The following is a 14,192-nucleotide window of genomic DNA, read 5'->3' on the forward strand; positions in this document are numbered from 1 at the left end:
ATTATTTGGATGCTTCAACAAGTTCTAACTGCTCTAAACTTACATTTGTGGTAAAGATACCATAATTTACTATGGCCTTATTTTTTTCAATGCTATCAATACTCCCTACAGCACGACCGTCTTCCATGCGCACACGATCGCCAACTTTTAGGGTTGGTCTTGGAGTAGGGGGTTTTAAAGCTTCTTTTTTCTTGGCTTCCTTTTTCTTTTCTCTTATAACTTCAACCTTCTTCTCGGCCTCTTGCTTGATTTGATTCTCCTTGGTTTTTTCTACTTTTTTCTGTTTGGCACTTACTTTTTTACGCTTGGAATTTTCTACTTGGACTACCTTAAAGAGTTCGTCCATTAGTTCGCGCTTCTTGCCATTCTCAAAGTATTTTTCCGAAAGATCATTTAGTTTTTGTCCTAAATAAATAAGGCGTTGATTACTATCGTATAATTCTTGAAAGCTTTCTAGTTTTTTCTGGATTTTTACGTTAATCTCCTCTAATTTGTCGGCTTCTGTTTGTTTTTTACGTTCATTGACTTTTAAGGATTGTTCTGTTTTCTCTAGCTTAGAGCGTTCCTTTTGTAATTTTGCAATGGTTTGATCAAAACGTACTTTTCCTTTTTCTATTTTCTTTTTGGCTCTGTTTATCAGGCCATAAGGAATGCCGTTTTTTTGTGCCACTTCAAACGTAAACGAACTCCCTGCTTGCCCTAAAGCTAATTTATAAATGGGTTCTAGGGTTATTTCGTCGAACATCATGTTGGCGTTTTGCATGAATGGCAATTCGTTGGCTAAAATCTTCAAATTGGAGTAGTGGGTTGTAATAATACCAAATGCTTCCCGATGATAAAATTCTTCCAAAAACGTTTCAGCAAGTGCGCCTCCTAATTCGGGATCGGTTCCTGTGCCAAATTCATCTATAAGAAATAAGGTGTTTTTATTGCACTTCTTTAAGAAGTAATTCATTTGTTTTAATCGATAGCTATAAGTGCTCAATTGGTTTTCAATGGATTGGTTGTCTCCAATATCTGTAATAATTCTATCGAATAGAAACACTTTACTGCGTTCATGAACGGGTAATAACATGCCGCTTTGTAGCATAAGTTGAAGCAATCCAACCGTTTTTAAGGTGATACTTTTACCTCCAGCATTAGGACCTGAGATGACAATGATTCGATTTTCTTGATTAAGCTCAATACTTTGAGGATAGGTTTTAGTCTTCTTTTTGAGATTGCTTAAATACAATAATGGATGATATGCATCTTTTAAAAACAGTTCCCTTTCCTCGCTAATTTCTGGTAAAATGGCATTTAAGGATTTGGCATATTTTGCTTTGGCAGAAATCACATCCATCTCCGTTAAAAACTCTTGATATTGTTTTAATAGTTCGGAAAACGGACGAATAAAATCGGTTAAACTTTTTAAAATTCTTATAACTTCTTCCTGTTCTTCGTATTCCAGATTGTTTAGTTCTCTGGTGTGTTGCAAAGTGGTTTCCGGCTCGATATAAACAATACTTCCGGTTTTACTACCTCCCATAATGGAGCCTTTAACCTTCCGTCTATACATGGCTTTTACGGCCAAGACACGCTTGTTATCGACTACAGATTCTCTAATATCATCTAAATAATCCAACTGATGATAATTGTTTAATGCTGTTGCAAAACTTTGGTTGATTTTGCCTTTTAACTTATTAATTTCCTGTCTTATTTCAAAAAGTAGTGGAGAGGCTGAATCTTTAACATCCCCAAACCTATCTATAATGGTGTCTATTTCATTAATAAGCACTTTGGTAACTTCAATTTCTGAAGCATATTCGTGTAGTTTTGGATAATATTCCTCGAACTTTTTCAAAAACGTAATAATCTCGTTAGAAGTCAGGGAAATAGCTACAATTTTCTTCAAGCTATGCGCTTCTAAATAGGTGTTTTCTATTCTTATAAGTTTTAATTCTTTGGCTATGGTTTCGAAACCATGATTCGGAATTCGATTGTCGTTATAAAATGAAGCTAAAAATTCATTCGTTAGAGTCAAGGCTATTAAAACAGATTCTTTAGTTTTAAGGGGTTCTATTTTTAAGGCATGCTCATGTCCTAAAGCTGTAATACACAATTCACTGACTTGATGTAGTACGGTTGAAAATTCTAAGTCTTGAAGGGTTTTATTATGAATATGTATCATGGTATCTTACTTCGAAAAAACACTATTTTTTTAGGAGTTTTAACAGCCTGCTAATTTAAACATTATGTTTTAAACAAATAGACTACCTTATACAATTGATGAAATAATTATTAATTAAATTTGAAAAACCTAAATAAATATCATGAGCCTAAATAAAATCTGTTGCCTTCTTTTTATAACCCTATTTCTAGTAAGTTGTAAAGATAAATATGAAAAATATACTAAAAAACCAGATTATATTACACATCCTCCAGCAGACAAAAAACCATACTTTGATGCCTATGATACTACTTTAGCGGTTTGGGATGTTTCATTTAAGGAATTATATATTCCTACTACTTATGGAACTGCACATGTAATAGTTAGCGGTCCAGAATCTGGAGAGCCATTGGTTTTATTGCATGGAATGAATTCAAGTTCCACCATGTGGTATCCAAATATTAAAGCGCTTAGTAAAAATTATCAGGTGTTTGCCATCGATTTTATTTTGGAGCCTGGTAAATCCTATAAAACAAAAGATATGGAGAGCACCGAGCAAATTTCAGCTTGGTACCAAGAAATTATTTCTAAACTCGAGTTAAAGTCTTACCATTTAATTGGCGCCTCAAGAGGAGGGTGGATGGCAGTTAATTTGGCCTTACAAAACCAAGAAAACATAAAGAGTATGGTTTTATTAAGTCCGGCACAAACCTTTATTTGGATTCGTCCGAGTGTTGATTTACTTAAAAATATTATCTCCGCTTTTTCCTCTAATGAAAAGCAGGTACAGCAAACCTTGGAATCTATGTCCAGTAATATGGGGAATATTAATAAAAATTATATTAAACAATACATCCTTGGTAAGGATCAAGACAGTATCAACAAATTTGTTGTAGATATGATGCCCTTTTCTAAAGGAGATTTTAAATCCTTAAAAATGCCTGTTTTGGTACTAATTGGTGATAATGATGTGATTAATAACGACAAAACCCTGAGAAATGCCAAAAAATTTATTGCAAACAGTCAGACAGAAACAATTAGCAATGCAGGGCATTTCTTGTCTGTAGATCAAGCAGAAGTAGTCAATAATAAAATCCTTGAATTTTTAGATTCCACAAAAAAATAACTACTATCTTAAAATGTTGATTTATAGATACACTTGAATGGTTAATACGACCATCGTTAAAATAGTTAATAATACAACCAAGGGAATAACAAATTTCAGCCATTTATCGTAACCCACTTTTACAATGGCTAAAGATGCCAGAATAAGTCCTGTTGGATTTATAAATGCGAATAACCCCATGCCATATTGGTAGCAATTAACGATTATTTCTCTTCCAAAACCTACAGTATCGGCTAAAGGAGACATGATAGGCATGGTTAATACAGCCATTCCAGAAGAACTTGGAATAAAGAAGGACAGCCCGCCATAAATAAACAGCATGACGTTGGCAAAAAGACCTTTATTCATGCCTTCTGTTATATTGCTGGAATGAAACAATAAGGTGTCGCTTATAAAACCGTCTTCCATTAATACCGAAACACCTCTGGCAATCCCAATAATAATGGCAACTCCCAATAAATCTCCAGCACCTTTTACAAAAGTTTCCACGAAGTTGGCTTCCTGTATTTTTGCAATAAATCCGATAAGTATGGCTCCAATAAAAAACACGGTTGTCATTTCAAGAAACCACCATTCTAACTGAGATACACCAATAATCATGACGATAAAACATAGAGCAAACACAAATAAAATAACACGTAGCCGTGTTGTTAATACCACTGTGGCATTTGCCGAAGTACCAAAAATAGCTTCAATTTGATCCTTTTGACTATAAATAATGGATTTTGAAGGATCTTTTTTTACTTTATTAGCATAAATTAGAATGTAGATAATACAAATAAGTGTTCCTAAAACAAGCATAATCAGCCTTCCTGTTAATCCAGTGGTCCAGTTAATTCCGGCAGCATCTGAAGCAATAATCACACTAAACGGGTTTACGGTAGAGCACATGGTTCCAATAGAAGACCCAATATAAATAGCGGCCAATGGTACGATAGCGTCGTATTTTGCAGCTAGAAACATGGGGATTAAAATAGGGTAGAAGGCTATGGTTTCTTCGGCTAGACCAAAAGTTGTTCCTCCAATGGCCACCAAAGTAGTTACTAAAATAATGAGCACATATTCATGACCTTTCAAAGCTTTTGCCAACCAGGAAATCCCCGCATCAAAGGCTCCGGTTAAATTCATGATTCCAATGAGACCTCCAATAATCAATACAAGAAAAATAATGTCGGCCGCAGCAATAATTCCTTTAATTGGCGATTTAAAAAAGGCCAATATTCCTTGAGGTCTAGCTTCTACTTCTTGATAGGTGTTTGGAATGGAAATAGGTTTCCAAATATCGCCACTTGTAAATTTTTCTAATGGAATTTTTATCTGTAAGCTCTCTAAAGTCTCCTGACTAGCCTCGAGGGTTTTAGTGCTTTCCAGATTGCTTCTTGTAAAGGTGTTTGTTTCTTTGTTATAGGATAGAGAATCGTATTTACCAGCTGGAATAATCCATGTTAAAAGCGCCACAGCTGCTGCAATTAGTAATAAAATTGTTTGTGCTGTTGGGAATTTAATATTTTTCAAATGCGTATTATTTTAAATTGAATAAAGTTAGTCTTATTTTAGTGCCTATTTAAAAGCGAAGATATAAAATGACTGCAAATATCGATAAAAGTTGGCAAGCTTTTTTAATAAATGAATTTCATGCACCTTATTTTAAAACATTAGAAGGTTTTTTAGCTAAGGAATATAGCAATCACAACTGTTTTCCTTCACAAGAAGAAATATTCAATGCATTTAATTATTGCAATTTCAAGCATTTGAAAGTTGTTATTATAGGGCAAGATCCGTATCATGGAGAAGGGCAGGCCAATGGTTTGTGTTTTTCGGTTCATGATGGTGTTGCACACCCACCTTCCTTGAGAAATATTTTTAAAGAATTGGAACAGGATTTAGGGGTTCCGTATCCTAAAAGTGGCGATTTATCTAAATGGGCAGAGCAAGGTGTGTTTTTATTGAATGCCACATTAACTGTAAGAAAAAGCGAGGCAGGAAGTCATCAAGATCACGGGTGGGAACAGTTTACTGATGCTGTAATTAAGCAAATTAGTGAAAGAAAAGAGCAAGTGGTGTTTTTACTTTGGGGTGGTTTTGCTAGAAAGAAAGCGAAATTAATTGATAAGAAAAAGCATGTGGTGTTGGAATCGGGTCATCCATCTCCGTTAAGCGCCAATCGAGGTTATTGGTTTGGAAACAAACATTTTAGTAAAACTAACTCCCTGTTGGAGCAAGCTGGGCTGAAACCGATTGTGTGGTAGTTTCTGCATGAATAGCTATGGCAGGCTTTTCTTCTGTTTTCACAATGCGCTTTGAAGATTTATTGCAGCTAAAAATTAGCAATACAAAGTTTATTGCAACCAAAGAAGATAAAACTATAGTAATAGTAGAAAGCATAGGCAATTTTTTTTGAAACTCTAAATCTTGGACAAATTTAAGTGTTTAGTTGTTAATAATTAAACTTTTCTTAACAAATTATTTAGATGGAGTTTTTTAATTGGGTGATTTCTAGGCTTTTTTACATAATTTTAAGATACATTTATGTTAAAAACATGGATTAAATATCGGTCACTAAATCTTTATAATCCATTGATTCCGAAATAATATTGGTGCTCATTAATTGTTTTTGAACCGTAGAGACCGTTTCTTCATCTATGGAGTTTTGAGACCATTGTGTTAAGGATAACCATTCCTGAACATCTTCAATTTTTTGATCATATCTTTTGGCAATGGTCTTATCAATGTCAGGAATATCTTTAAACCCGAGCGTCATTTCGTTAATGATGTCTAGAATGACCTTAATTTCATCTCGATATAGCTCCAGGGACTCATTTCTAACAGCAATTACAAAACATGGCCATGGGGTTGGACAGTTCCCAATACGCCTAAAAACTCCCTGATCGACCAAAGGTTTGGTCATAAATTTTTCCCACATAAAATAATCTGCCTTGCCTTGGGTTAAACCTTCAACAGCGCCATCGAGGTCTTTAATAACTTCAAAATTCAAATCTTTATCCAAGTCCCAATTATTGTTTTTTGCATGTATATAAGCCATTAAGTGCGATCCAGAACCATAACGACTTATTGCAGCCTTGGTGCCTTTTAATTCCTCAATGGTTTTATATTTTGAATTTTCGGCTACATGAATTCCCCAGATTAAAGGAGTTTGTACAAACGTTTGAATGATTTTACTTGGGTTTCCATCAATAATATCTTTAATAATCCCTTCGGTTAAAATAACAGCCAAGTCTATATTCCCTTTGCGTAGCGCTTTAGCCATGGCTCCAGTTCCGCTAGGATAATCGTCCCACCTTAAATTGATGCCGGCTTCTTTAAAAAGTCCTTGTTTTAAGGCTAAATACCAAGCTAAATTAAAATGCTCTGGAACTCCTCCAATATGAATCGTTTTCATTTAAATGTTTTTGATTTGTATTCCTGATGCAGGAATTAAAAATGGTTTACACTAATTTATTTAAGGTGTAAGTTATTAATCTATCAACTACCGCCTTCGGGTCTTTACTAAATTCGCCTGTAGCTCTATTTGCAATAATGGCATTCAGGGAAAGTGCTTGATGACCAAGTAGTTTAGACAGGCCATAGATAACCGAGGTTTCCATTTCTAAGTTGGTAATTTTTAAACCTTCATAATTAAAACTATCCATTTTTTGATTGAGGCTAGGATCTTGCAGAGGCAATCTTAAAACACGGCCTTGAGGCCCGTAAAAACCACCTGCTGTTGCTGTTAGGCCTTTGTGTATTAGGTCACTATCGAATTTTTCTTCAAGATTTTTACTATTTTTAATAACAATTGGTCGGGCTTTATGTGCGCTCCAATTGGTATGTTGAATAAATGCATTTTCTATATCTGGATGTACGATCTCATCAATCTTATAAAAATGAAGCATGCCATTAATATCCAAGCCATAGGTGCTCATTACAAAAGCATCTATTGGTACTTCTTTCTGCAAGGAGCCAGAAGTGCCCACCCTTATAAAATTTAGAATGGCATGTGAGTCCTTTGGCTTTCTAGTTTTAAAATCGATATTTGCCAAAGCATCCAATTCGTTTAAAACAATATCTATGTTGTCGGGACCTATTCCTGTTGATATAACGGTTAATCGTTTGCCTTTGTAAACTCCTGTATGGGTTTTAAATTCTCGTTTTTGAGTAGTAAACTCAATACTATCAAAGTGCTTGCTAATTTTCTCTACCCGATCTTGATCTCCAACAAGAATAATATCGTGTGCTATGTTTTCTGGTTTCAAATTTAAATGATAAATACTACCATCTGGATTTAATATTAATTCTGAATTTTTAATTGACATTTAATGATGTTTTAATTAATTTATTTGATTTGCTACAATATGAAAAATCCAAACGATTAACACCTCCATATATGAGGTTGTTATTGATTTCACGCGAAAAATTGTAGCTACCTATCAAGGCTTCATAACCTTTTCTATTTAATGTAATTTTATTAGCCTCTTCTGTATAGAAGATTTTTAGTAAACGGATAAGTCTCTGGATTTGCATGTCCGAGTACCCGTAATAACCCTGATAATTTAAGATGTAACCCATAAGCTGGTTCTTGGATCTGATGTTTTTTTCTTTAATTAGGGACAAGATGTTTTCTTCCAAAACTCCTAATCCAGATTTTAAATTAGGAAAACGTTCTAAATGGGCTTTTAAGCAATTGCTTAAATATTTAAACGATGATTTTTGAACAATATAGGGCTTTAATAAATTGTGATCTTGGCCGCAGTAAATATGCCATAAGGAAACTGCTAGCTCTTTATCGTCCTTAGTTAATTTTACTTTATTTTTATAATGTTCCAATAGTTGGTTTGTTGCTAATTCATACAGACCCTTTAAATCGGTTTCTCCTTTAACTCTTCCGCTACAAACCAAATAGAGTGGAAGCTTTACTTGTTTTTCATGTAATAGATTAATAACAGCCAGCAGATTGATGTGGCAAAACAAATCGTATTCAAACCAAAGAACGACTTCTTGATAGGCGTCTAAATCGTTTAAAATATGCAGTTCTTCTTTAACCTCGGACTCGTTGATTTCTATCTGATAAAATTTGTTTAAAAAATCCTTTCTTTTTTTATAAAACTCCTTGTTATCAATGGCGCTGGTTGTAGGTCCTTCACATAACATTTCCTGCCAGGTTAGTATATCTCCGGCTATATCGAGGTCGTGTAAGTAATTTGTTAGAATCGCCCCGTTTGTAATATGTAAAATTTTACGATCCATTATCCACCAACACGTTTCACTTGAAATCCTTTTTCCTTGAGGATTTCCATTATTTTATCCCTATAATCTCCTTGAATAATAATTTTATCATCTTTAAAACTTCCCCCAACACTTAAAGTTGTTTTAATTTCTTTGGCCAGGGCTTTAAAGTCTTCAACAGCTCCCGTATACCCATCTAGAATGGTAATGGGTTTTCCTTTTCGTTTTTCATATTTACAAAGTATCGGCTCGTCTTGAATCCATAAACCAGTAGCTTCATCAGGATTTTTATCCGTAGAAGGGTCTGGAGTGTGGTCTGGAAAGAGGTTCTTTAATTGGTCTTGTAAATCCATGGTTTTTAGTTCACAGTCTCAGTAAACAGTTTCAGCCAGTATTTAAATTCTGGTTAAACTGTTTTTAAAAACTTATTTTTTAATAAGACCTAATTCAATTAGTCGTTCATTTAGGAATTCGCCAGCAGTAATATCTTCAAATTGTTTTGGATTATTATCGTCTATGCAGCTTTCCAAAACATCCAATTTCATATCACTAATAGGATGCATAAAAAATGGTATGGAATAACGTGAAGTTCCCCAAAGCTCTCTAGGTGGATTGATAACTCGATGGATGGTAGATTTTAATTTGTTATTGGTATGTCTGGACAACATGTCGCCAACATTTATCATTAATTCATCTGGTTCTGCAATGGCATCCAGCCATTCGCCGTTATGGTTTTGCACCTGCAAACCACGTCCTTGAGCGCCCATTAACAATGTAATGAGATTGATGTCTCCATGTGCAGCTGCTCGAACTGCATTTTTAGGTTCTTCCAAAATAGGAGGGTAGTGGATAGGTCTTAAAATGCTGTTTCCATTATGTATATAATTGTCGAAATAGGTTTCTTCCAAGCCTAAATGCAAGGCCAGTGCACGCAATACATATTTAGCGGTTTTCTCCAACATTCTATAGGTTTCCTTTCCGGTTTTATTGAATTCAGGAAGTTCTTTAACTTCTACATTTTTAGGATATTCTGCCTCCAGTTTTGGATTGTTTTCAACAAATTGTCCAAAATGCCAAAACTCTTTTAAATCGCCTTCCTTTTTTCCTTTTGCGCTTTCTTTTCCAAAAGAGATATAGCCTCTTTGCCCACCAATACCTTCAATTTCATATTTTCTTTTGGTTTCAACAGGAAGAGAAAAGAATTGTTTTACTTCACTATATAGCTTATCCACTAAAGTGTCGTCTAAAAAATGACCTTTTAGGGCAACAAAGCCTATGTCTTCATAGGCTTTCCCTATTTCATCCACAAATTTTTGTTTTCGAACAGGATCGCCTGAGGTAAAATCGTTTAAATTAACGCTAGGTATATTATTCATAAGAGATTATTTTAATAAGTGTGTCTTACAAATGTACGAAAACATTATAAAGTTTTGCACACTAAATATTTTAAGATTAACAATTGAAATGCACAATAAGTAGTATATTTGACAAATATTTTTTTCATGAGTACTATGCTGTCTAAACCTACAGAAATTCAATACAACAAGACAAATCTAGATTCTAATAAGTTACTGGAATTATATAGAAATATGTTGAAACCTCGATTGATAGAAGAAAAAATGCTCATTCTATTACGTCAAGGAAAAGTATCTAAATGGTTCTCAGGAATTGGCCAAGAAGCTATTTCTGTTGGAGTAACCATGTCTTTAAATAAAGATGAATATATTTTACCCATGCACCGAAACTTAGGTGTTTTTACATCTAGGGACATTCCGTTACATCGCTTATTCAGTCAGTGGCAAGGAAAAGCCAATGGTTTTACTAAAGGTCGAGATCGGTCTTTTCACTTTGGAACCCAAGAGTTCAAGATTGTGGGAATGATTTCACATTTAGGCCCGCAATTAGGAGTTGCAGATGGCATTGCCCTTGCAAGTAAATTGCAGAATAAAAACCAAGTTACCGCTGTATTTACAGGAGAAGGAGGTACTAGTGAAGGTGATTTTCATGAAGCTTTAAACGTGGCTTCCGTTTGGCAATTACCAGTTCTATTTTGTGTTGAGAATAATGGCTACGGCTTATCTACACCAACAAACGAACAATATAATTGTAAGGATATTGCAGATCGTGCATTAGGTTACGGAATGGAATCCCATATCATTGACGGAAACAATATTATTGAAGTGTATACCAAAGTAAGGGATTTGGCAGAAAGCATTAGAAACCGTCCTCGTCCTGTATTGTTAGAATTTAAAACCTTTAGAATGCGTGGGCATGAAGAAGCTAGTGGTACCAAATATGTGCCACAGGATTTAATGGATACTTGGGCTAAAAAGGACCCTTTGGAAAACTTTCAAACCTATCTTAGGGAGGAAGGGATTTTAAGTGAAAGTCAAGAAGCTTCTTTTAGAGAGGAATTTATACAAGAAATCAATGAACATCTTCATATGGCTTTCGAGGAAGAAACCATTATCGCTAATGAAAGTGATGAATTAAATGATGTTTACAAACCATTTGATTATAAAGAAGTTGCAAAAAACTCAGAAACTAAAGAGATACGTTTAATAGATGCTATTTCTGAAGGCTTAAGACAGTCTATGGAGCGGCATGACGACCTAGTTATTATGGGTCAGGATGTGGCAGAATATGGAGGTGTTTTTAAAATAACTGAAGGGTTTGTAGAACAATTTGGAAAAGACCGTGTAAGAAATACGCCTATTTGTGAATCGGCCATTGTAGAAACCGGAATGGGCTTGTCTATTGCAGGAATGAAGAGTGTGGTAGAAATGCAATTTGCCGATTTTGTGACTTCAGGATTTAATCCGGTGGTTAATTATTTGGCAAAATCGCATTACAGATGGAATCAAGAAGCCGATGTGGTTATTAGAATGCCTTGTGGCGCTGGCGTTGCTGCTGGACCTTTCCATTCGCAAACCAACGAAGCCTGGTTTACAAAAACCCCTGGTTTAAAAGTAGTCTATCCAGCATTTCCTATGGATGCCAAAGGCTTATTGGCAACGGCGATAAACGATCCAAATCCCGTATTGTTTTTCGAACACAAAGCCTTGTATAGAAGTATTAGACAAGAAGTTCCAACAGACTATTTTACCTTGCCTTTTGGGAAAGCCTCACTTTTAAAAGAAGGAAACCAGGTGACCATTATTTCTTATGGAGCAGGCGTACATTGGGCCTTAGAAACACTTGATAAAAACCCTGATATTCAAGCGGACTTATTGGATTTAAGAACTTTGCAACCTTTGGATGTTGAAGCTATTTATGCTTCGGTTAAGAAAACAGGGCGAGCCATTATTTTACAGGAAGATTCCTTATTTGGGGGTATTGCCTCAGATATTTCTTCTATGATTATGGAAAACTGTTTTGAATATTTGGATGCGCCTGTAAAGCGTGTGGCCAGTATGGAAACCCCAATTCCTTTTATTAATCAATTGGAAAGCCAATATTTAGCTAAAGGGAAGTTTGAAGCAGCTTTAAAAGATTTATTAGCCTATTAAACAAATAGATATAACAAAAAAAAAGAGAGCTAATGGCTCTCTTTTTTTTAATTATATAATCTTCCTAATTATTTTACGGAATCAGCATAAGCTTGGGCTTTGTCCAATACACGCAGCAAATTTCCGCTCCAGATCATTCCAATTTGTTCTTCGGTATAACCTCGTTTTACCAATTCTAAAGTGACATTAAAGGTTTCTGAAGCATCGTTCCAACCTTCAATTCCGCCACCTCCATCAAAATCGCTACTAATGCCTACATGTTCAAGACCAATTTTATCAACAATATAGTCTATGTGGTCCACGAAATCTGAGACATTGACGTTGGGAGGGAAGCCTTCAATTTTATTCGCTTTGGCATTGGCTAAGTCCATGATATTTCTATAATAACCAAAGAAAGTTTCTCTTTCTTGTGGTTCCAGCACCATAACTTCGTCTATAGACGCATACCATTTAAGACCTAAAGAATCTGCAACTTCTTTTTGAATGCTTAATATTTCACCATCTCTGGTCGCCTTTTTCTTGGCATTTACAAATTCGTCCAAAGCAACCACTTGTATGACGCCGCCATTTTCTTTTAACCATAGCAGTTGTTCATCATCCAGATTTCTACTAACATCACTTAACGCTCTGGCAGCTGAATGTGAAGCAATAATTGGCACTTTACTTAGTTTTATCATTTGTTTCATCGCTTCTTTGGAAGGATGAGATACATCGACCATGATTCCTAAACGGTTCATTTCTGCAACAGCTTCTTTACCTAAATCGCTTAAGCCTTTGTTCAACCAAATATCATCTACTTCTCCCGTATGACTATCGCTTAACTGGCTGTGGCCGTTATGCGCTAAAGACATATAGCGCGCTCCCAACTTGTGGAATTTCTCAACATTTTTGATATCTAGACCTATTGGATAGCCATTTTCAACCCCAATCATGGCTACTTTTTTTCTAGAAGCAACAATTCGTCTCACATCCTCTGAGGTTAAAGCTAGTTCTATTTGATCTGGTGCATAAAGGGTTACTAAATTATGGATGGCATCAAAATGATCCATGGCACTTTTATAGGCGGTTTCATAACCTTTAGCCGATAGGGTGTCCTGTGCCGTATAAACAATAAACCAAGCCACATCCAAGCCACCTGCCTCCATTTTTGGCAAAGTAACCTGAGACTTCAGATCTTGCGAATAATTCAGGGAATCTGTAAAGTTATTTAAATTGAAGTCGTCGTGGGTATCCAGAGTAATTACTCGTTCATGAATGGCTCTAGCGCGTTCCACTAAAGCAAGGGAATCGTTTGTCATATTTGATTCAGGCGTTTGTTTGGCTTCATTTTTGCAAGACATAAAGACAAGAATGGAAGCAAGAATTAAAAATTTAGTTTTCATATTTTGTTAGGGTTATTTAAGATGTCAAGTTACAAAAAAAGAAGTTCAAGTTTTAATTCCCTTAAATATTGTATATTTAATCAACTTATTTTAATATGATTTTAAAGCTATTTACTTACATATTACTATTTTTTTGGAGCTCTGCTTGTACCACTGTAGAGAAGGATCCATATACCTGGAAACCTATAAAGGTTACAGCTTCCGCTTATAATTCTGTTGGCTATCAAACCAATGGAAACCCCCAAATTACTGCTTTTGGAGACAGTTTAAAACCCGGCATGAAATACATTGCCGTTTCTAGGGATTTGCAAGCCTTAGGCCTCACTTATAACACGCCTGTTAAAATAGAGGGCCTTGAAGGTGTTTATTTGGTAAAAGATAAAATGCATTCCCGGTGGGTAAATAAAATAGATATTTATATGGGAGTAGATATCAAGGCCGCCAAACAATGGGGAAGGAAAAAAGTAAATATTCAATATGGGGTTTTGGAAGAGGCCAGTACCGAGATTGCAACAGATTAGTTGTGTTTCAGTAACAGTTATTGAAACAATTAGTGTTTATAGTGTTTGACCCCTACCCAAAGTTCTTCGTTTAATTGATTAAAACTCTCATGGAGTTTATTAACAGAAAAATATTCTATCTTTTCGTAAGTATCGCGTGAAAATTTAATGATTGCTTTCATTTTACTGGTTTTTGTACATTGGTTTTTTGAAATGATTTCATCGTATTGCTAAGGCCCAGGACCAGAAATAAGAACTTCCATTGCATCTCGTTGCCGGTGTCTTTTGCTGCTTGTCCAAGCA

General features: G+C 35.2%; 12 protein-coding genes. 4 read left to right on the top strand and 8 right to left on the bottom strand.

Annotated elements, in window-relative coordinates; all coding sequences use genetic code 11:
* Position 1 precedes the first annotated feature (1 nt).
* Positions 2–2,170 (bottom strand): endonuclease MutS2, encoded by a 2,169-nt coding sequence (locus VKY47_RS12065; protein WP_324313064.1) that lies wholly within the window; start codon positions 2,168–2,170, stop codon positions 2–4.
* 142 nt (positions 2,171–2,312) lie between these two features.
* Between VKY47_RS12065 and VKY47_RS12070 the strand changes: the two genes are divergently transcribed.
* A complete protein-coding gene (locus VKY47_RS12070) occupies positions 2,313–3,275 on the top strand; it encodes an alpha/beta fold hydrolase (protein ID WP_324313065.1) in 963 nt (320 codons plus the stop codon).
* Positions 3,276–3,296: 21 nt separating this feature from the next.
* Here the strand turns inward: VKY47_RS12070 and VKY47_RS12075 are convergent, their stop codons facing one another.
* Complete coding sequence (locus VKY47_RS12075) at positions 3,297–4,790, bottom strand: YfcC family protein (protein WP_324313066.1); 1,494 nt, start codon at positions 4,788–4,790, stop codon at positions 3,297–3,299.
* Between the two features lie 68 nt (positions 4,791–4,858).
* Between VKY47_RS12075 and VKY47_RS12080 the strand changes: the two genes are divergently transcribed.
* Positions 4,859–5,524: a uracil-DNA glycosylase gene (locus VKY47_RS12080; RefSeq protein WP_324313067.1), complete on the top strand. Its 666-nt coding sequence runs from the start codon at positions 4,859–4,861 to the stop codon at positions 5,522–5,524.
* A 296-nt stretch (positions 5,525–5,820) separates the two neighbouring features.
* Here VKY47_RS12080 and VKY47_RS12085 read toward each other — a convergent pair whose 3' ends face one another.
* From VKY47_RS12085 to VKY47_RS12105, 5 genes are all read right to left on the bottom strand, one after another.
* Positions 5,821–6,675: a substrate-binding domain-containing protein gene (locus VKY47_RS12085; RefSeq protein WP_324313068.1), complete on the bottom strand. Its 855-nt coding sequence runs from the start codon at positions 6,673–6,675 to the stop codon at positions 5,821–5,823.
* Between the two features lie 46 nt (positions 6,676–6,721).
* Positions 6,722–7,588 carry a nucleoside phosphorylase gene (locus VKY47_RS12090; RefSeq protein ID WP_324313069.1) on the bottom strand — a complete coding sequence of 289 codons (867 nt, stop codon included), beginning with the start codon at positions 7,586–7,588 and terminating at the stop codon, positions 6,722–6,724.
* Positions 7,578–8,519 carry a DUF1835 domain-containing protein gene (locus VKY47_RS12095; RefSeq protein ID WP_324313070.1) on the bottom strand — a complete coding sequence of 314 codons (942 nt, stop codon included), beginning with the start codon at positions 8,517–8,519 and terminating at the stop codon, positions 7,578–7,580. Before VKY47_RS12095 ends, VKY47_RS12090 begins: the two co-directional genes overlap by 11 nt.
* Positions 8,519–8,851, bottom strand: a complete 333-nt coding sequence (locus tag VKY47_RS12100) for a translation initiation factor (RefSeq protein ID WP_324313071.1) — start codon at positions 8,849–8,851, stop codon at positions 8,519–8,521. The genes VKY47_RS12095 and VKY47_RS12100 overlap by 1 nt, the downstream gene beginning before the upstream one ends.
* A 72-nt stretch (positions 8,852–8,923) precedes the next feature.
* Positions 8,924–9,874 (bottom strand): isopenicillin N synthase family dioxygenase, encoded by a 951-nt coding sequence (locus tag VKY47_RS12105; protein WP_324313072.1) that lies wholly within the window; start codon positions 9,872–9,874, stop codon positions 8,924–8,926.
* A gap of 135 nt (positions 9,875–10,009) precedes the next feature.
* On the opposite strand from VKY47_RS12105, the gene VKY47_RS12110 reads away from it, so the two are divergent.
* On the top strand, positions 10,010–12,007 hold the full coding sequence (locus tag VKY47_RS12110) for an alpha-ketoacid dehydrogenase subunit alpha/beta (RefSeq protein WP_324313075.1): 1,998 nt from the start codon (positions 10,010–10,012) through the stop codon (positions 12,005–12,007).
* Positions 12,008–12,075: 68 nt separating this feature from the next.
* Here VKY47_RS12110 and VKY47_RS12115 read toward each other — a convergent pair whose 3' ends face one another.
* Positions 12,076–13,389, bottom strand: coding sequence for a dipeptidase (locus tag VKY47_RS12115; RefSeq protein ID WP_324313073.1), 1,314 nt, complete (start codon positions 13,387–13,389; stop codon positions 12,076–12,078).
* Positions 13,390–13,484: 95 nt separating this feature from the next.
* On the opposite strand from VKY47_RS12115, the gene VKY47_RS12120 reads away from it, so the two are divergent.
* Positions 13,485–13,910, top strand: coding sequence for a 3D domain-containing protein (locus VKY47_RS12120; RefSeq protein WP_324313074.1), 426 nt, complete (start codon positions 13,485–13,487; stop codon positions 13,908–13,910).
* Positions 13,911–14,192 lie beyond the last annotated feature (282 nt).

It is taken from the genome of Xanthomarina sp., from assembly GCF_035306705.1.
GTDB lineage: Bacteria > Bacteroidota > Bacteroidia > Flavobacteriales > Flavobacteriaceae > Xanthomarina.